The sequence below is a fragment of the Roseobacter sp. genome, from assembly GCF_045106495.1.
In the GTDB taxonomy this organism is placed as follows: Bacteria; Pseudomonadota; Alphaproteobacteria; order Rhodobacterales; family Rhodobacteraceae; genus Roseobacter.
Window position 1 is genome coordinate 49,738 of the sequence record NZ_JBGCEQ010000025.1, and the last position, 18,978, is coordinate 68,715.

At 53.7% G+C, this 18,978-nt stretch carries 15 protein-coding genes and 1 tRNA gene; 4 read left to right on the plus strand and 12 right to left on the minus strand.

The window, feature by feature from the left end:
* Positions 1-2: 2 nt before the first annotated feature.
* The 4 genes from alaS to AB8B75_RS16320 form a co-directional block, all read right to left on the minus strand.
* Positions 3-2,660 (minus strand): alanine--tRNA ligase, encoded by a 2,658-nt coding sequence (gene alaS / locus AB8B75_RS16305; RefSeq protein ID WP_405363815.1) that lies wholly within the window; start codon positions 2,658-2,660, stop codon positions 3-5.
* Positions 2,661-2,806: 146 nt separating this feature from the next.
* Complete coding sequence (gene recA, locus AB8B75_RS16310; protein WP_405363816.1) at positions 2,807-3,886, minus strand: recombinase RecA; 1,080 nt, start codon at positions 3,884-3,886, stop codon at positions 2,807-2,809.
* Between the two features lie 398 nt (positions 3,887-4,284).
* Positions 4,285-6,618: an ATP-binding protein gene (locus AB8B75_RS16315; RefSeq protein WP_405363818.1), complete on the minus strand. Its 2,334-nt coding sequence runs from the start codon at positions 6,616-6,618 to the stop codon at positions 4,285-4,287.
* Between the two features lie 202 nt (positions 6,619-6,820).
* The gene (locus tag AB8B75_RS16320) at positions 6,821-7,936 is read right to left on the minus strand and encodes an RsmB/NOP family class I SAM-dependent RNA methyltransferase (RefSeq protein ID WP_405363820.1); all 1,116 of its coding nucleotides are present in this window, start codon (positions 7,934-7,936) and stop codon (positions 6,821-6,823) included.
* 549 nt (positions 7,937-8,485) lie between these two features.
* Here AB8B75_RS16320 and AB8B75_RS16325 point away from each other — a divergent pair.
* Positions 8,486-8,575, plus strand: a tRNA-Ser gene (locus AB8B75_RS16325).
* 370 nt (positions 8,576-8,945) lie between these two features.
* Here the strand turns inward: AB8B75_RS16325 and AB8B75_RS16330 are convergent.
* Entirely contained in the window at positions 8,946-10,220 is a 1,275-nt protein-coding gene (locus tag AB8B75_RS16330) for a Hint domain-containing protein (RefSeq protein ID WP_405363821.1), read from the minus strand.
* A 108-nt stretch (positions 10,221-10,328) separates the two neighbouring features.
* On the opposite strand from AB8B75_RS16330, the gene AB8B75_RS16335 reads away from it, so the two are divergent.
* Positions 10,329-10,742, plus strand: a complete 414-nt coding sequence (locus AB8B75_RS16335) for a tyrosine-type recombinase/integrase (RefSeq protein ID WP_405363823.1) — start codon at positions 10,329-10,331, stop codon at positions 10,740-10,742.
* Positions 10,732-11,493 carry a hypothetical protein gene (locus AB8B75_RS16340; protein ID WP_405363824.1) on the plus strand — a complete coding sequence of 254 codons (762 nt, stop codon included), beginning with the start codon at positions 10,732-10,734 and terminating at the stop codon, positions 11,491-11,493. Before AB8B75_RS16335 ends, AB8B75_RS16340 begins: the two co-directional genes overlap by 11 nt.
* A gap of 824 nt (positions 11,494-12,317) precedes the next feature.
* Here AB8B75_RS16340 and tnpC read toward each other — a convergent pair.
* The 3 genes from tnpC to tnpA are packed head-to-tail and all read right to left on the minus strand — an operon-like array spanning position 12,318 to position 14,408.
* The gene (gene tnpC / locus AB8B75_RS16345; protein ID WP_405363825.1) at positions 12,318-13,592 is read right to left on the minus strand and encodes an IS66 family transposase; all 1,275 of its coding nucleotides are present in this window, start codon (positions 13,590-13,592) and stop codon (positions 12,318-12,320) included.
* Between the two features lie 37 nt (positions 13,593-13,629).
* Positions 13,630-14,010, minus strand: a complete 381-nt coding sequence (tnpB, locus tag AB8B75_RS16350) for an IS66 family insertion sequence element accessory protein TnpB (protein ID WP_405363827.1) — start codon at positions 14,008-14,010, stop codon at positions 13,630-13,632.
* On the minus strand, positions 14,007-14,408 hold the full coding sequence (tnpA, locus tag AB8B75_RS16355) for an IS66-like element accessory protein TnpA (RefSeq protein WP_405363829.1): 402 nt from the start codon (positions 14,406-14,408) through the stop codon (positions 14,007-14,009). Before tnpA ends, tnpB begins: the two co-directional genes overlap by 4 nt.
* Before the next feature lie 544 nt (positions 14,409-14,952).
* On the opposite strand from tnpA, the gene AB8B75_RS16360 reads away from it, so the two are divergent.
* Positions 14,953-15,717: a rhomboid family intramembrane serine protease gene (locus AB8B75_RS16360; protein WP_405363839.1), complete on the plus strand. Its 765-nt coding sequence runs from the start codon at positions 14,953-14,955 to the stop codon at positions 15,715-15,717.
* Here AB8B75_RS16360 and AB8B75_RS16365 read toward each other — a convergent pair whose 3' ends face one another.
* The 4 genes from AB8B75_RS16365 to AB8B75_RS16380 form a co-directional block, all read right to left on the minus strand.
* The gene (locus AB8B75_RS16365) at positions 15,718-16,503 is read right to left on the minus strand and encodes an inositol monophosphatase family protein (RefSeq protein WP_405363841.1); all 786 of its coding nucleotides are present in this window, start codon (positions 16,501-16,503) and stop codon (positions 15,718-15,720) included.
* 131 nt (positions 16,504-16,634) lie between these two features.
* Positions 16,635-17,420 carry a hypothetical protein gene (locus AB8B75_RS16370; RefSeq protein WP_405363831.1) on the minus strand — a complete coding sequence of 262 codons (786 nt, stop codon included), beginning with the start codon at positions 17,418-17,420 and terminating at the stop codon, positions 16,635-16,637.
* Positions 17,421-17,544: 124 nt separating this feature from the next.
* Positions 17,545-18,507, minus strand: a complete 963-nt coding sequence (gene dusA, locus AB8B75_RS16375) for a tRNA dihydrouridine(20/20a) synthase DusA (RefSeq protein WP_405363843.1) — start codon at positions 18,505-18,507, stop codon at positions 17,545-17,547.
* Between the two features lie 285 nt (positions 18,508-18,792).
* Positions 18,793-18,978, minus strand: a 186-nt coding sequence (locus AB8B75_RS16380) for a hypothetical protein (protein WP_405363833.1), incomplete at its 5' end; no start/stop codon positions are given.

Consider the following 18,978-nt stretch of genomic DNA (forward strand, 5'->3'; position numbering starts at 1 on the left):
CCCTATCCTTTCAAAATTTCTTCTGCGGTTGCAATGGCAGCTTCCGCGTTTTTCGCGTCTCTTGCGCCGCCCTGAGCCATATCAGGGCGCCCGCCACCACCTTTGCCGCCGAGTTCGGCAACCGCTGCCTTGACGAGATCTACCGCAGAGACCTTGCCCGTCAAATCCTTGGTAACGCCGGCCGCCACGGCGGCTTTGCCGTCCGCATCAGCAATCAACAGAACAACGCCGCTGCCAAGCTTTTCCTTGAATTGGTCCACGAGTGCGGGCAGATCCTTGCCTGTTACTCCCGACAAAACTTGGGCCATAAAAGGTATTCCCGCGATGGACCGGGATTGCGGCTGTGTCGACCCGCCGCCAGCCATGGCAAGCTCCCGGCGTAACTGAGCAACTTCATTGCTCAGGTTGCGACGTTCTTCCATCAGGCCGCGCACCCGTTCAGGCACATCTGAGGGCTGCGCCTTCAAGTCCAATGCCACTTCTGACAGTCTTTGATCCTGCCTCCGCAAATGTGCGAGTGCTGCCTCCCCTGTCAGGGCTTCGATCCGTCGAACACCAGCGCTGCTTGCGCTGTCGCCAAGCGTCACAAATGCGCCGATATCACCGGTTTGGCGGACATGCGTGCCGCCGCATAGTTCCAGGGAATACGTGTTGCCATCCGCGCCCTTGCTTGAGCCCTCTTTGTGGCCCATGGACACAACACGCACCTCATCGCCATATTTCTCGCCAAACAGCGCCTGTGCCCCCAAAGCCCGTGCGTCATCCGGCGTCATGATGCGGGTCTCTACAGGTGAATTCTGCCGGATGTAGCTGTTCACTTCGGTTTCGACCTGCACCAGTTCTTCAGTGCTCAGGGCTTGGGTGTGACTAAAATCAAAGCGCAAACGATCGTCCGCGTTAAGCGAGCCCCTTTGTGCCACATGGTCTCCCAATGCTTCCCGCAGGGCCTCATGCAACAGGTGTGTCGCCGAGTGATTGGCGCGTATGGTCGTGCGCCGCGTATGATCCACGTCCAGCACTGCCGCCTCACCAACTGACAATGTGCCTTCTGTCACTTTCGCAATGTGGATGAAAACGCCAGCTGTTTTGCGGGTATCTATAACTTCAGCCAAACCCTGTGCCGTGCGGATTGTACCCTTGTCGCCAATCTGCCCGCCACTTTCAGCATAAAATGGCGTTTGATTGAGCGCGATTTGCACGTCTTCGCCTGCGACGGCCTTTTCTGCAGTTGCGCCGTCCTGAACAAGGGCCGTAATCTGTCCTTCTGCAATTTCCGTGTCATAGCCCAGAAAATCGGTTGCGCCGTGCTGATCAGCAACGTCAAACCAGATCGTGGCATCGGCAGCTTCACCCGATCCGGACCATGCCGCGCGCGCTTTGGCCTTTTGCGCTGCCATCGCCGTGTCGAAGCCGTCTGTATCAACGGCCCGGCCCTTTTCACGCAAAGCATCCTGCGTCAAATCCAAGGGGAATCCATAGGTGTCATAAAGCTTGAACGCCGTTTCGCCCGGCAGGTTTGCACCGTCAGGCAAACGTCCCATTTCATCATCTAGAAGCTTCAGGCCGCGATCAAGTGTCTGGCGAAAGCGGGTTTCTTCCTGCAGCAGCGTTTGTTCGATCATTGACTGTGCCTGTCCCAACTCAGGGTAAGCGGCGCCCATCTGCTGTACCAAAGCCGGAACCAATTGGTGCATCAACGGGTCCTTTGCACCTAGCAGATGTGCATGACGCATAGCCCGCCGCATGATCCGCCGCAGCACGTAGCCGCGACCGTCATTGGATGGCATGACCCCATCGGCCATCAAAAACGACGTTGACCGCAAATGGTCCGCAATGACACGGTGATGCGTGATCACGGCATCATCTGTCCCGGTGGAAGACGCATGCGCCGATGCCTCGATCAAAGATAGCATCAGATCGGTCTCGAAAACACTGTTTGTGCCCTGCAACAGCGATGAAATGCGCTCCAGCCCCATGCCGGTGTCGATGGATTGCATCGGCAATGGCGTGGTCGTACCGTCATCAAATTGCTCGTCTTGCATGAAGACGATGTTCCAGATCTCGATAAACCGATCACCGTCTTCTTCCGGTGACCCCGGCGGCCCGCCCCAAATGTGATCGCCGTGATCATAGAAAATTTCGGTGCAAGGCCCGCAAGGACCAGTGGGACCCATGCGCCAGAAATTGTCATCCGTCGCAATACGAATGATCCGCTCATCCGGTAAACCGGCGACCTTTTTCCAGATGGCAGCCGCATCTTCGTCCGTATGATAGACGGTGACCAGCAGTTTTTCTTTGGGGATGCAGAGCTCTTTGTTCAGCACCTCCCATGCAAAGGGAATGGCCTGTTCCTTGAAGTAATCACCAAAACTGAAATTTCCAAGCATTTCGAAGAAGGTCAGGTGACGTGCGGTCATGCCAACATTGTCGAGATCATTGTGTTTGCCGCCCGCGCGCACACATTTCTGGGCCGTTGTCGCGCGCTGGTAGTCCCGCGTTTCCACGCCGGTAAACAGGTTCTTGAATTGAACCATACCGGAGTTCGCGAACATCAACGTGGGATCATTGCGTGGCACGAGCGGGCTGGACGGCACAACCGCATGGTCCTGCTTGTCAAAGTAAGACAGAAAGGTAGAGCGAATGTCGTTCAGGGTTTGCATGAACCGGGCCTTTGAGCGTGGAAATTCTGGTCTTGACCAAATAGCTTCCCTGCTCCCGGCTGTCCACGGCTCAAAATGGCCTAATTACAAAACAGGGCTCACCCTTTTGGTGCGCCCTGCCTTGCTTTTTCGCGGTGGAAAAGCTTTTACGCTTCGACGATGTCGTCGTCTTCCTTGCGTTCATGTGCGGGCATGTCGAAATCCAGCCCATGTGCCGCACGGATCTTGTCTTCGATCTCGAGTGCCATCTGAACATTTTCGCGCAGGAAGCCTTTGGCGTTCTCGCGCCCCTGCCCGATCCGTTCGTCGCCGTAACTGAACCAGGACCCGGATTTGTCCACCACGCCAGCTGTTACGCCCAAATCGAGCAATTCGCCCATTTTGGAAATACCTTCACCATACATGATATCAAATTCGACCTGCTTGAAGGGTGCGGCGACTTTGTTTTTTACAACCTTGACCCGAGTATGATTGCCCACAACCTCATCGCGGTCTTTGAGAGCACCGATCCGGCGGATGTCCAATCGGACAGAAGAGTAGAATTTCAGAGCATTGCCGCCCGTTGTAGTTTCCGGTGAGCCGAACATAACGCCAATTTTCATCCTGATCTGGTTGATAAAGATGACCATGCAGTTGCTGCGGCTAATCGATCCCGTCAGCTTGCGCATAGCCTGGCTCATCAAACGTGCTTGCACGCCAACGGAACTGTCTCCCATGTCGCCTTCAAGCTCGGATTTGGGTGTTAGAGCAGCAACCGAATCCACAATAACCATATTTACAGCACCCGACCGCACAAGGGTGTCAGTAATTTCGAGCGCTTGCTCGCCTGTATCGGGTTGACTGATCAGCAACTCATCAAGATCGATACCCAATTTCTTGGCATAGCTTGGGTCGAGCGCGTGTTCCGCGTCCACAAATGCACACACACCGCCCGCTTTTTGTTGCTCTGCGACACAATGCAACGTCAACGTCGTTTTGCCGGAGCTTTCCGGGCCGTAAATTTCTACGATCCGTCCCATTGGCAGACCACCAATGCCCAAGGCGATATCAAGACCCAAGGATCCGGTGGAGCTGGAGTTAATGTCCTGCACGGCACCTTCTTGGCCGAGCTTCATGATTGAGCCTTTGCCAAATTGGCGCTCAATCTGTGCCAGCGCAGAATCAAGCGCCTTTTGTTTGTCCGCTGTTTTTTTGCTGCTCATGCTCAATAAATCTGCCGTTCCCACTGCGTTTCCTTTTTGTGTCATACTTCGCGATGATCGGCAATCACACCAACGTCGCGCGCCTAGGATGTTCTCATTACGTTCCTTATGAGATCAAAAAGAGAACATTTCAATCAAAATTTCGATAAACTATCTTTTTCCGATTCTAGTTAAAGAGAAGTATAAGGGGAACTGGATTCTCAGAGTGCCTGATCCAGTGCTATCTTTATTGAATGAAGTCAGTGTCTTGATGTGTATTTTTATTGTCTCTTGAAAACACAAACAATCAAACCGCAATCACATACTTCAATAGGTATGCCAAATTTTGACATAAGAAAATTGACTCCTGTCTGCGGAGTTTGAAGGCGGTACTGGCAGTGTTTTGTTGTGTAGGCCAAAATGCCAAAGTGCACAGCTTTCAATCAGTGCAATTGCTGATGAACGGTATCTGTCAGGTCATTCAACGAAAAGGGCTTTGGGAGAAAGACAGAGTTAGGAATTTTAATCTGTGTTTCGCCAAAACTATCCTCAGCATAACCTGACACAAAGACCACGCGCACGCCTGGACGTTCTTTCAATGCCTCGCGCACCCAGCTAGGGCCATCCATACCCGGCATCACCACATCTGTAACAAAGACGTCCACGTTCAGCGAAGCGTCCTCGAGTGTTTTCAATGCCGCCTCAGCAGAATCCGCTTCTAGCACAGTGTAACCTCGCAGTCGCAATGCGCGGCTGGCAAAAGCGCGTACCGGTGCTTCGTCTTCCACAAGTAGGATAACACCGTCGCCATGTTTTGCGGCTGGCTTGGCCTCAATTTGTTTCGCAACTGGTTTCTGGATTTCGGAGGCTTCCAAAATCGGAAAGTAAAGGGTGAACTTGGTGCCCGTTCCCACTGTACTATCTACAAAAATATAGCCGCCTGTCTGCTTGATGATCCCGTAAGCAGTGGAGAGACCCAGCCCGGTTCCCTCGCCGGTGCGCTTTGTGGTAAAAAAGGGTTCAAAGACCTTTTGTAACTTGTCAGATGGGATACCCATCCCATCGTCCGAAACCTGAACTGTAACGTACCGCCCAGGGGGCACACTCACTCGGTCACGATCCAGCGATTCTGCCAATACCGTGCATTCTGTTACAATTCGGATCTGACCGCCTTGCGGCATGGCATCTCTTGCGTTGACCACAAGGTTCATCAAGACTTGTTCCAATTGCCGCTTGTCAGCACGTATGGGCGGCAAAACAGGATCATGGCTCAAAGTTAGCGTAATCTTCTCGCCGACAAGCCGATTGAGAAGATGGGTCAGATCCGACAAAGTGTCACGCATGTCAAGGGTTTCAGGACGTAGCGTTTGCTTCCGTGAGAACGCCAATAGCTGACCCACCAGCGCCGCAGCCCGATTGGCATTCTGGTTGATTTGAACCAAATCGCCGAAATCAGGGTCGCCGTGGTCATGGCGCAGCAACAACAAATCACAATGGCCAGAAATCGCCGTCAAAAGATTGTTGAAATCATGCGCGACACCCCCGGCCAATTGCCCGATAGCCTGCATTTTTTGACTTTGAACAAATTGGGCTTCTAGCGACTTCAGTTCGGTTGCGTCGTTTAGGACTGCGATCAAGGCCGCTTTGCCATCCTCCATGACCCGGTTAAGTGTCACCTGGACAAAGACTTCTTTGTCCGTCCGTTTGAGACGCAGAAACTCGGACTGTTGTGTCGAACGTCCTGCAAGGGTTTCCGTCAACCAACCCGTGATCGACCGGCCTAAGCCTTCCATCAGATCCGATAAGTGCACCTTGTCTTTCAGAGCAACGCCAATCAAACCCGCGGCCAATCGATTGTAGGCTTGAACATTGCCTTCCGGGCTCACTTTGAGCAACGGCACGGGCAAGTCCTGAAACACATTCCAACCGTCTTTGGATATGGTATCGGCCCCTGGTGGCAGTAAATAGAGGGCACGCCTTCCGGCGCCTGCGTCAACCTCACTGACAAGGGCACGTGTCGGGCCTTCCACGCCGGTGATATCGCACACGGTGCCGGGCACAATCGGAAGCTGTTTGAAGAGGCGATCCAGTGTCTTGATCCGCCCGCCGGAAAGCTTGCGCGCTTGTTCATTCATGTACAGTACTGCATTGGTCCGCCCAACCAGTATCATGGGAAGCGCTGGACCTTCCGCACCCTGTTGTGCGTTTGGAACATCTTCAAGCCGCCAAAGATATGCATCTTCTCCAGCGTTGTGCACGGACAAACGCAAGTGTCCGCGCCGTGTAACCAAATCTTCGCGCGCAGCACCTTCAACATCTGACCTGCTTTGAAGGCGAAACAGAATGCCGCTCGGATTTGCAAGTGTGTTTTTAAGTGTTCCGCTAACCGTATCATCAAGATCCCCGTCAAACCGTTTGCGCGCGGCTTTGTTGGTTGAGAGGATCTCTCCCTCACCGTCGGCCAGAATACTGGGTGAGGCATCATTGCTTATGAAGTCAGCGAGAGTGGCTACGGTTGCGGACCTGAATTGTTTGAACCGCTGACTGAGCCACATGAGAATGCCGCTGAAAACCACAAGTGAAAGACATCCGGCAAAGAGTACCTGGCGCAGAAGTTGATCTGGAGATGCAAGGGCCAAAATCCCCAATAAGACGGCGATCAGCACCAAGGTTACCAGCCGCTTTTGAGCGTTCAGAACAACCCTGGTCAATCTGGACGGTTTTAATGCGCTGCTCGGCAAAAGGGGGCTCCCGGTGATTTCGAATCGTTCAGTCATTAACATGCCCTAGTTGTTAAGCTAGGCTTAACCACGTTGCGTAATGCTCGTTATGGTTGAGTATGGTCACACAAAAACCCGCGTCAAGTGTGCTATGAAAAAACTGGCGCCTGTGTCCGTTTCAACAAAGATCAGATCAAAAAAGCGGCGCAATGACATTCGTCCGGCACAAGAAACGACAAAGACACGTCATGAGAGTATATCAAACGCTTCGGAGAACTGCACAGTAGAATCCGTCTCCCCCTTCCAACGGCGTGAATGTTCTATCGGCTACACAAGAAAATCCTTCGTTGTGCGAGAGAAATTCCATGACCTGACGACCGTTTTCACGATCCAACAAAGAACACGTAGAGTAGACAAGATGACCCTTTGGTCTGACAAAAGGGACGCATTGGTTCAGTATGTCTTTCTGTACGTCCAGAGTACTTTTCAGTTTCTCCGGTGTTAGCACCCACTTTCCCTGCGGGTCACGACGCCACGACCCGCTACCAGAACAAGGTGCGTCGATAAGTACGACGTCAAAGGGTGACCTTTTGCGCACACCTTTCATTGAGAGAATGTCCACGTTGATATTTGCTCGCGCAGCCCGCGCGGGCAAATCCTTCATCCTGTCCGGCTTGGCATCATATGCTGAAAAAACACCGTTTACGCGCCCCGCCACGGCCAAGGTCTTGCCGCCGCCGCCCGCGCAGAAATCAAGCATCTCCTCGCCCGAAAAGAGCGGCACCATGTCTGCGACGGCTTGGGAAGACGCGTCCTGCAACTCGATCTTACCTTCCAAATAGGCGCGTGTTTGTCGGATTTTCCGCGCACCTTCGACCACTTCCACGGCGGAGGGAGACAAAGGATGCGGATGCCCGACGATGCCCTCCAAGCGCAATTCTGACAAAGCACTGTCACGATCCAGTCTCGACAGGTTGACCCGGATATAGACCGGTGCTCTGTGCCGCATGATTTCTGCAGTTTCCTGAGTTTTATCTCCCAAGGCGCGTTTAAGATCCGACCAGAGCCACTCGGGAAAGTCTGCACTTTCACTGCTGTTTGGAAACGGAACGCGTCCCATTGAGCGTTCCGCATCCGTTATAGGTGCTGGCGCGTACTTGCCTGCGCCGAACACAGTGTCTGGATCTATTCTGTTGTCTCTCAAGTACCCCAGAAAAAGCGCGCGACCGCCATCACCTCCACCGAGCGACGCAAGGCTTCGCCGACGCCTGAGAACATCAAAAACCAGATCGGCAATTGCTGCTCTGTCCTTTGATCCAGCATATCGGTTGCGCCGCCCCCAATCAGCTAGAACGCGGTCAACAATCTCACCCATCAGGATACGATCGATTAGACTTATTGCTGCATTTATTCTTGCCGCTGGTGTCACAAATCCCTCGAAATCACGTTCGACGCACGCATCAAAATTCAACTCCACTTAATGGACAATGGACCGCACCACTACGACAGGTTCCGATGACACGGTTAAACCTTGTCATCAATATTGTCAGTGGGATTACTTTATGGACCCGCAGCATGACAACCACCCGTAATCTTCCGTTTCGGCTTGGACTTTGTTCGCTGCATCTGTGCAACGCGATACGAAAAAGCCAGAATACCGATAACTGGGTGTCAACGGCCGACCGGGCAATTGGCTTTCGAATGAAAGGGTTGCACTTCTCATTCAAGATCCCGTCTGAAAAACCTTCGGCAGCGCTTGCTTCAGAATTGCACAAATGGGAATGGCCTGGCTTTTCCCGTGTCTCACTGGGATGAGAGTGAGGTGTTGCTCCCGAAGGAGACCAATTTGATGTATTTTTGGAACTTTTGTCCAAAGGCAAAAAAATCCTTGCAAGTAAGAAGGGTAAACCATAGTCACAGCAGCGGAGACGTGGCCGAGTGGTCGAAGGCGCTCCCCTGCTAAGGGAGTAGGCCCGGAAGGGTCTCGAGGGTTCGAATCCCTTCGTCTCCGCCACAACCGCCAATTTAATCAATATAAAACAGTATCTTGTGGCGAAAATAGGTTTAGACGTCCCCCAATTCATCCTCCATCTTTTGCCTGGATAGTTCCGTTCGATAGGGTGTTTTATTGCTCTGGTATCGCGCTTGGTGGCAAAACCCGAGGTAGTGTGTTGATCGAACGCCCTCCTGGATATCGGGTTGCAAAGTTCGCTGAAGTGTCTAAGCGAAGAATATGCAAAACCTTTCTCACGCAGTAATGTCGCAACGGATTGAGCCAAATTCGTCACTTGATGATTTTCCAACTCCGGCTTGGGCGACTAGGGCGCTATTAGAACACGTTCTGGATAAAGAAACTGTTGCCGGAATGACCTGTCGTGCTTTCGCTAGGCGACGTGCTTCATATTGACCTGGCTCCTCGGGTTCGCCTCGCGCAACCGCTCAGCCTCATACCGCTCCATCGCTGTATCCACGTCACATTTCTTGATTCCTTCGGCCAAGAGCGCCCCTTTTTCTTTGAGATGCTTGTCAATCTGGCGTTTGACCGCGCCCACCGTCAGACATTCCCGCGCTGGCGGACCATTCAGGGCCGCGTCGGGCGTCGGGGCAGGTCCGAAAATATCGGCCAACGCCCGACGTTCGTCGGGTGACAGTCCGTTCACGACCATCGGCCCGAGCAGGAGCGATTCCGACAGGCAGCCATTGGCGGTGACAACTTCGTGCCGGTCACATGCGAAATGGATCCAAGTAATTTTGGAATTGCCCTTCATGTGGCGGATGCCCGGCACCTTTGTCAGCGATTTCGCGGGCGCCAACGCCACGGTGGCGAAGACCTTGTGCAATTGTCCAGCCTCACCGACAAGGATGCGGTGTTGCGGCGAGACGATCAGGTCGTGGGCGGGCAGGTTCCGACCCAAGGCACCGGCCTTGATCAGGACCGGCTTGGCATCGACTTCTGCCTCTTCCAGCGGATGGTCGCCGCTGTGGGTCCAACGGATCGGCTTGGGTCCGTGATCAAGCGTCATCACCAGATCGCCGAGCCGCAGGGTTTCCACGGCGCGCGGGCCATCGGGTGTGTCGATCATTGTTCCGGGCGCATAGCAGACCACTCCCGGGTTACCTGGATCCGGAGTACCCTCAACCCAGTCACCATTGCTGTCTCTGGCGAAGGCTGTTCCGTTTGGCGCGCCACTGTTGATCGACTCGCCCGATCCGGACTGAACGGTCCCGGGGAAACCTGTCGGAGGCGAAGGGGCCTGTACAGGGTCACCGTAGGAAAAAGCGATATACTCGCCGGTCGCAGTGTTAACCAGGTAGATGGTGTCGTTTTGTGAGCCCTGACCATCCTCAAGCCAGTTATTCCCTTCACTGCGACCGGCATCATAAAACCCGGCAGGCGGTGTCCCAGTGTACTCACCAACAATCGTGGCCGTTTGCCCGGGAGCGATAGTATCGCCCGAACCAAATCCAAACAGGAAACCTCTATCGTCGCTCCAGACCTCGTAGCCATCCAAAGAAATCGGGCTGCCGGTTGTGTTCTGCAGCTCGATGAATTCGTCGGATTTGTTGTCTGTGCCGTCACCGTCGGTGTCGAGCCCGGTTCCAGTTGCGTTATCGACAAGGAACTCGCTGAATATCAGCCCGTCAACATTGTCTGCCATCTACGCCTCGCATGGTATTTGGTGGTGCTTGCGAGTTCATATCGTGTGTCAAACAAGATCAGGTTAAAGTGGCTTGTTTTGGCTTACATTGGCGCGAATGGGGGCAAGATGCTCAAGATAACTCTATATATGTTAGCGCTCGCGTTCAGCCTTCCAATAGTTGCAACTGCCGGGCCTTGGGTTTCTGCTAGCGACTTCGAAACCGCATCGGTGAGATTGATCGATAACGCAGAAAACGGTTGCTGGACCAACATTGGCGAGACCCAAAAGCGGCACCGGCCGATGTCGAACATGGCCATGTTGATGCTGCTCCGCCGCATGAAAGTGGAAGGTATTACCGTTCATGGTTTTCGTTCTGCGTTTAGAGATTGGGCATCTGAACAGCCCGGTGTTTCGCGCGAGATCGCCGAACTTAGCCTGGCCCACACAATCGGCTCCGAAGTTGAACGGGCATATGCGAGATCTGATCTTCTCGATAAACGCCGTCAATTAATGAGCGATTGGACAGAATATGTGGCCTGATGGTGCAGAAAAATATCGTCGTGGCCTTGATCCAACCGCCGTAACATATGGCAGCGACAGCGTAGACTTCAACCTCCACTGCATGTTGGACACAATCACGAGGTGCCTTGAGTGTTGGCTGCTGGGCCCCCTGGATTATGGCGGCGAATACAGAGCCGCTGCGCTCTTGTTCAACCCAATTGAAGACCCGTTGTTCAGCAATACAGGCAGGTGCCACGGCAAAGGCGAGACAAAACGCGTGTTGCACGTTTTTGAAGGTGCCCGGCGGTTGTTCAAAAGAGCCAAGAAAATCGAACAAAGCAAACCCGAGGACGCCCAACGTTTGCGTGAAGAGATAGCTCGATCTTTCGCAACATTGCAGCGCCCCGCTTCGATTTACGCGGCCAAGCTTATGAATGAGAGTGATAATCAGTTTCTCAAAAGAGCTGATCAGCTTTGCGAACACTATGAACTTTGTCTCGCATTGTTGCGCGAGGACAAAGGAAATGGCCGAGCTTTACGAGTTGCGGTTCGCTTAAGGGCAATTATTGAGGTGCACTCGAAGCATGAGATCACCGTAGGGACCAACGGCAAAGGCCTAGTGGAGGGCTTTTACGCAAACTTTCTGGTCGACGTCTACAGCGTCCTCGGTATCGACGTCGACTATTATCGGTATGCTTGCGAAGCTCAGAAATGGCCGACAGATGAGAAGATGTTTCTGGAATGTAAGCGCCTGCTTTCAGCTAACTTGACCTCCAATCCAGTCGATTGATTTTTCAAAAGTTGTATTGTCGTTTACTCAAGACCGTTCGGTTTCATTGGTTCATGCTTATGCCAGTTCAATGAGACTGGAGACATATATGGAACGATCCATCTTCGACCCCGACCGCATTTACGACGATAACGATGGCGAGTTAGATCTGATTGCTGCTCGCCACAAGCGGGCCCAATGGCGGCATCGCAAAGTCGGCCCCGCCTTCCTAAAGTTTGGTCGTCGTGTCAAATATCATGGCTCTGACCTGAATTCTTGGGTTGCACAGAACCGTGTTGCGACGAGCAATCACGCTCAGCCCTAAAACAACAAAACCCCACACAAGTGCAGGGATTCGTCTCTTTAGCTTAGACACCTAATTACTAGGCGAAATCCCCAAAAAAATCAAGCGAAACAAGACGCTTCTCAATGCGTCAACACTCTGGTTTCTGGAGTGAACAAGGGAATTTTGCCAATGACGTCTATGAAATTCATGATGATCCCCACCGACCTGAGTTCAGATCGAAGATGGCGAGCGCTCGAAGACAATCCACTTGCGCGCCTGACCTATTTCGGACTGCTAACCAGCACCAAGGCCGGGTATTCTGGATACTTTCGCTATCCGATACCGATTTTTGAATATGAAGGAATGCTACCTGCGGACGACTTGAATGACGCACTACTAAGACTATCGCAGGTTGGACTTATTGAGCATGACGGCGAGACCGAGTTTATCAGGGTTGTCGGCTGGTATTACGGTAAATATGCGCCAGAAAATAACTCGCGGCTCAAAGCCTTAGCTAAGGGCTACTTACGCGATGATTTGCCACATCTAGATCTGACTCTTAGATCAATCGCTGAATGTGTGATTGGCGCGCCTTGGGCATGCGGTTCAGGGCATAGCGGATCGCTTCGGCCAGTTTGGTTTTGCCCGAGATTTTGGGAAGCTGGAGCCGCAACGACACTTCCAAGTCATCGAAGATCGGTTTTGCCTTCTCTTGCCGCAGGACGACACGTTCTTCAGGGGACTTGCTCTTGGCTTCCTTCTCAACCGCATAGAGCTCTGCGATCTGCGTGATCGTGTGTTTGGCGATGGCCGCGTCAGTTCGTTCTGCCTCTTCAACAAATTTGCGACGCATATAAACCATGCAGGCTTGTTCATCCGCTTTGCCCTCACCGAACAGGCCGTTGAAGCCAGTAAAGCCATCCGCATGCACGGTGCCGGTATATCCGAAGAGATGATTGACCGGGTGTTCACCCTTGCGATCTGTACTGAACTGATACCACGCGCAGGGCGAGGCATCCCCACACCACGGGCGCTCATCGCGCACATAGCTCCAGAGCCGCGCGGTTTGGGTCTTCTTTGGCTTCAGCTTGCTCTGCAGCTTGACCGGAGTGTCATTGGCAAAGAGAGCAGGACCCGCCCTGACCAGCTTGCCGATATGATCAGCCAAGGGCTCCAGCAAAGCCGTGCTGCGCCCCACCCAATCGGTCAGCGTGGAGCGGTGTATATCAACCTTCTCGCGTGCGAAGATTTTGGATTGCCGATCCAGCGGGAGGTGATCGCAATATTTGCCAACCAGCACATGGGCCAGAAGACCCGGGCCGGGGCGGCCACGCTCAATCGGGCGCGACGGCAGCGGAGCCTGAGTGAATGTCTCACAGTTGATGCAGGCCATGCGCGGGCGGATGATCCGGCGCACGACAAAGCGACCGGGGATATACTCCAGCTCTTCGGTGACGTCCTCGCCGACTTGGCGCAAGGAGCCGCCGCAGTCACCGCATTCCTCTCCGGCAGACAGCACTTCATACTGTCGTTCCAGATGATCGGGCAGTGGTTTGCGACTGTGCTGGCGTTTGGAGGGTTTGCTGGCAGCATCGGCGGGTTCGTTCTTCTGCGCTTCAGCCGCAGCTCCAATCTCTGCATCTTCCGCCAGATCAAAAGCCAGCTGATCCAAGCTCTCGGATTTGATGCCAAACCGTGCCTTGCGATGCCCGTGCAACTCGGCCTTCAGCTTCTCGTTCTGGTACGTCAGAGACTGGACCTCGGCCATCAAACGCTCGCTGACAGCCCGCAGTTCAGCGGGGTCGTCAGGCAAGGATTTGAGGGCGTCCAACATGGTTCGGAGATATAACCCATTGCAGCAAAGGGGTGAATCACGAAACGCCAGATCGCGCCGATTTATTGCATTGCCCCGTGCTCAAAGGCCGCCATGTCTTCTTCGGCATCCGCCAGTCAATCCCTTCGAGCAACATCGACAATTGCGTAGCCGTCACACTGATCTTGCCATCCTTGGCCGCAGGGCAAACAAAGCGCCCGCGTTCCAGCCGTTTACTGAACAGGCAGGCGCCCTGGCTGTCCCACCAGATGATCTTTAGCAGATCGCCCCGACGGCCACGAAACACAAACAGATGGCCGGAATATGGGTCTTCTTCCAAGACCTTCTCGGCTTGGGCCGCCAGTGTGTTGAACCCGCGCCGCATGTCCGTCACCCCAGCCGCCAGCCATACCCGCGTGTTCGACGGCACAGGGATCAAGGCATCAGTCCTTCAACCAGCGCCAGAACCGCTGACAATGCCGTCGTGCCTTCAATCTGAACACGGCGGCCATCGGACAACGTGATGTCCACGCGTTGCGCTGAAAGCCGGGCATCCGGCGCGGGTGGTGAAATGGATATAGGAGGCGCACCTGGAGACGATGCCCCAACCTCGATCTCAACCGGCAGAAATGCCATCTCTGTCTCCGCGCAACCATCAACTGCAGCATCGGGAGCAAACCGAGGATCGCGAAGCCATTTGTGTATCACATTAGTGTTCATCAAATACCGACGCGCTACCTGCGCAACCGATACGCCCGGTGCCCGTGCCTGAGCACAGATCGAACGCTTCTCCTCATCCGACCAAAACCGCTTCTTCTGACCTTTCTTCCCAGCCATCGCACACCTCAAGATGTTCACTATCGATGGTGGACACTATCAGGCACTCCATTACGCCGTCAGTGCGGGGAAACCGGACGGATACGCTGGACCTTTCTTTTCAAGTTTTTATCCTCGGCTAATTCTCTCTGACATGCACGTTCACCTTTCTGTTAGATCAGACAAACTCGTCGCAACGCCACTTCGAGAGGTGGCCGCAAAACTTAGAATGATTTTCAGACCGCATCGGAAGCGCAAGCGGCGTAACTACGCAGCGCAAATTATCGATACCAATCTAAGTTTTAAGCAATCGTTTTAACATTTAGGTGGCTGAGAAATTAGGAAAATCCCAGGGTGCATAATGGATGCAATTGACCCAAAACGTCGCACATTCGTATGTTGCACGCGCTATGAAGGCGCGCGTCTAGGGACATATTTCGGATGTAAATCAGACAGCTAAAGCGAAAGCGATCCTGCGGGTTGGTGACCCGCAAAGCAATGAATCGTAAAGGATCATTCCATGGGGTCCCTTGACGATGCATTCATGATCGCCCAGCGTGGCGCCATGTTTCCCATCCGAGATCACAATCCGTCCGGCCGCACTCCTTATGTCACCTACATTCTGATGGCGGCAAACATTGTCATCTTTCTCAGTTACGTGGGCATTATGCAGGATGCGCGGCTGATCAATGGCTTCTGGTTGGACTGGGCTCTTATTCCAGCCAGGTTGGATCAAGGCCAAGGAGTGTACACTTTGATCTCCTCCATGTTTTTGCACGGCGGGTGGATGCATTTGATCGGCAACATGTTGTTTCTGTTTATCTTTGGCGACAACATCGAGGACGAAATGGGGCATGTCGGATACCTCCTGTTCTATCTCGCTGCAGGTGCAGTCGCCGGCTGGACGCAGTATTTGTCAGAACCACTTTCAACTGTGCCGACCGTCGGCGCGTCGGGTGCAATAGCGGGCGTAATGGGCGCCTACTTGTTGCTTTTCCCCAAGGCCAAGGTCGACATCCTCATCATATTCATCGTGTTCTTCCGGATCCTTCCCATTCCTGCCTGGATCATGCTTGCGATCTGGTTCGCGTTGCAATTTGCTGGCGGTCTGGCGTCAAACGCTGATGTAGGCGGCGTGGCTTATTGGGCGCATGCAGGTGGGTTTATTGCTGGTTTGATACTGACGATCCCTTTGTGGGTGCGACGAGGAGGAACGGCGTTCTGGAACCGCACCGCAGGACACCCACCCCACCCGGCAGCAAGATACACACTGGTGAATAGCAGCATTCCAAAGGCCGGACGGCGCAGACCTCGCGGACCTTGGTCCTGATTACCCACGCACCATCTTCGCCAAAGGCGAAAACAAGGGTTCGTTGGCGCAAATAATCGTCCCATCTTCGACGATATTACCTTTGGGATCAATCGGTTCTGCCAATCCGCCAGCCTCGCGAACAATGATCAGGCCGCCTGCGAGATCCCAGGCATTCAAGTGACGCTCCCAGAATCCATCGTAGCGACCCGCAGCCACATAGGCGATATCCAGTGCCGCAGCGCCCCAACGGCGAATGCCAGAACAAACCGGTGCAATGCGCGCCATCTCTTTCAATGTATCAGGCAAGTCAGCGCGCCCGCCAAAGGGCAACCCTGTGGAAAACAGGCTTTCGATCATTTTGGTGCGTCCGGACACGCGCAACCGGCTTTCGTTTAACCAGGCACCCGAACCTTTTTCCGCAAAAAACATCTCGTCTTTGGCCGGGTCAAAAACCACGCCAGCCACAATCTGACCTTTGTGTTCCAACGCGATGGAAACAGCCCAATGAGGCAACCCGTGCAGGAAATTCGTGGTGCCATCCAATGGATCCACGATCCAGCGACGCGTCGGGTCCTGTCCTTCCGCGCCACCGCCCTCTTCGCCTAGCCAACCGTATGTTGGACGCGCGTTCATCAAGTCTTCCTTGATGAGCTTTTCAGAGGTGATGTCCGCACGGCTTACGAAGTCCCCTGCCCCCTTCATTGACACCTGGAGGTTTTCGACTTCGCGGAAGTCCTTGACCAGTGACCGACCCGCACGGCGGGCGGCTTTGATCATGATATTGAGATTTGCGCTGCCAACCATTATTTGGAACTCCGTTAAGATCAGGCTGCGCGTATAAGTGCTGTACGCGCCCTTGCCAAGGGGCAGAGCACGCAATCGGACGCCACGTGCGATATTGCTGTCTTGCATCACCTGCAACTGCGCAAAAAACTTTAGGGCTTGGTCAACCAAGCCGCCACACCCCCGGTAATTACCGGACGGAAATAGGCAATCATTCTACCCTCTGGTGACGCGCTGGCCTTTTCGCCCCATGGGGCCACTCCATGTAGAGCCAGCCTGTGCACAAGCAAGGCGGACCCCACAGGTCCATGCACCTTCACACGCCGACACGTTTCAAAAGCTTTTTTCCGCGCATCTTTGTACACTTCCGTTACATCCACATCTTGCAATGACTCCCAAGAGACGCCTTCATATACCTCCCTAAGAGCCGTCCTCATAATGTGATGACTGCCTTCCCAAACCACCAGTGGTGCGGCTTCTGCAGAAGCCCAGGTCAGCGGAATCCCCAATATGAATGCGTGTGGCTCCTGAACAAATCGTCGTTTCGGAGTTCCAAGACCAATGACACCGTCGACGTGTGCTGCGTCGCGGTTCTTCCGGTAGCGAAACCCAGCGCCATTTTCGCCAGCGCGCGGTTTAGGGTAACCGTTGTAGATGACAGAAACCTGAGCGCGGTGCAGATCCGGCCAGCCTCCGCAATTTTGACCCGCAAAATCGATGGCTTCTCCCGTCAAAGGCGGACCATCCAGAACACGGCCCTGGGCATCATTCGGGAGGATATCCAAACCGACGAACCATGTCCCTTCGCACTGATGAAGGTGCGCGTTTTCCGGGGATTGCACAGCAACCTTCGCGTACTCAGCAGCGCGTTCTGCCCACGCCACTGTGCTGGTTTGCCGCGCAAAACACGCCCAACCTTTTTCAAAAAAATCAGGCACTATCCTCTTGCCCCCTTGGATCAGGTTTGACCAATCCGCAAGCCGTCGCAATGTGAAACCATGGTGTGGCCATCAAGGCAAAACCAATTGCATGGAGCGCGGTGTATGACCGAGCCATGAGCAATCAGCCAGTTTCACGGAGCGCACCGTGTTGTGTAACTTGCTCCAATGCCTGTTGCACAAGTTCCGGACCAGCTCCTGGCACATGCGACCCCTCGGAAAGAAGTCTACGCCACGCCCGTGCGCCGGGCCGCCCGGTGAAAAGCCCCAGCATGTGCCGCGTAACCTGGCCTAATTTTCCGCCTGCTGCCAGATGGGCATCTATGTAGGGAAGCATCCGCAATACAGCATCTTCTGGCTCAACCCGCGTGCCTGTGCCAAATACGATGGGATCTGCATCGCATAGAATTGAAGCTGGGTTTTGATATGCGGCGCGCCCTATCATGACACCGTCCAGTCCGCCTTCAAGAAAACTCTGCGCGTGCTGTAGTGATGCGATACCCCCGTTGATCGAGATATGTAGGTTTGGGAAAAGCCCTTTCATACGCATCACCAGATCATAGTCGAGCGGCGGAACATCGCGGTTTTCCTTGGGGCTAAGACCACTCAACCAGGCTTTGCGCGCATGGATCGCTACACGTTCGCATCCCGCTCCGACCACATGGGCCAGAAACTCCGGCAAAACTTCTTCAGGCTCCTGATCATCGACGCCAATGCGGCATTTGACAGTCACGGGTACTGACACATTGGCTTGCATGGCCGAGAGGCATTGAGCAACCAAAGCGGGCTTTTCCATCAGGACGGCTCCAAAACATCCTGATTGAACACGGTCCGACGGGCACCCGACATTGAGGTTTATTTCACTATACCCCGCCTCTTCACCCAGTTTCGCCGCTTGCGCAAGTTCCCGTGGATCTGATCCACCAAGCTGCAAGGCAACAGGATGCTCTTTTTCCGAGAAATCCAACAAATGCAAAGCCTTACCGCGCACAAGTGCTGCTGAAGTAACCATCTCGGTATAGAGCAAAGTGTATTTACTTAACTGCCTGTGCAAATACCGGCAATGGCGATCCGTCCAGTCCATCATCGGAGCCACGGATAATCTGCAACTTACGCCAATCTGCGATTTTACCGCCTTTTCCAATACTTAGCTCCAAGTGTTCAAGTTTGTCTATGTTCGATATCTTGCCATTTAGGCCCATTATCTGCTACATTTACAACACGTGTTGTAAAATGAAAGGCCATGTTGTAAATCATGGGAACTATCATAAAGCGTCGTCGCAAGAATGGCACCATAGCTTGGCTCGCACAAATCTCAGTGATGCGGCAAGGTAAAGTCTTACTTCGCGAAAGTCAGACATTCGAGCGCAGATCAACCGCTGCGGCGTGGATCGAAAATCGCGAAGAAAGTCTTGCACGACCCGGTGCCCTTGATGCGCTCAAAACTCAACCGAAAAGTAAGAAGACACCGACCTTGAGCGATGCCATCGACAGGTATGTCCAAGAAAGCAACAAACAGGTCGGCCGGACCAAGACCCAGGTTCTGAAGAGCATCAAG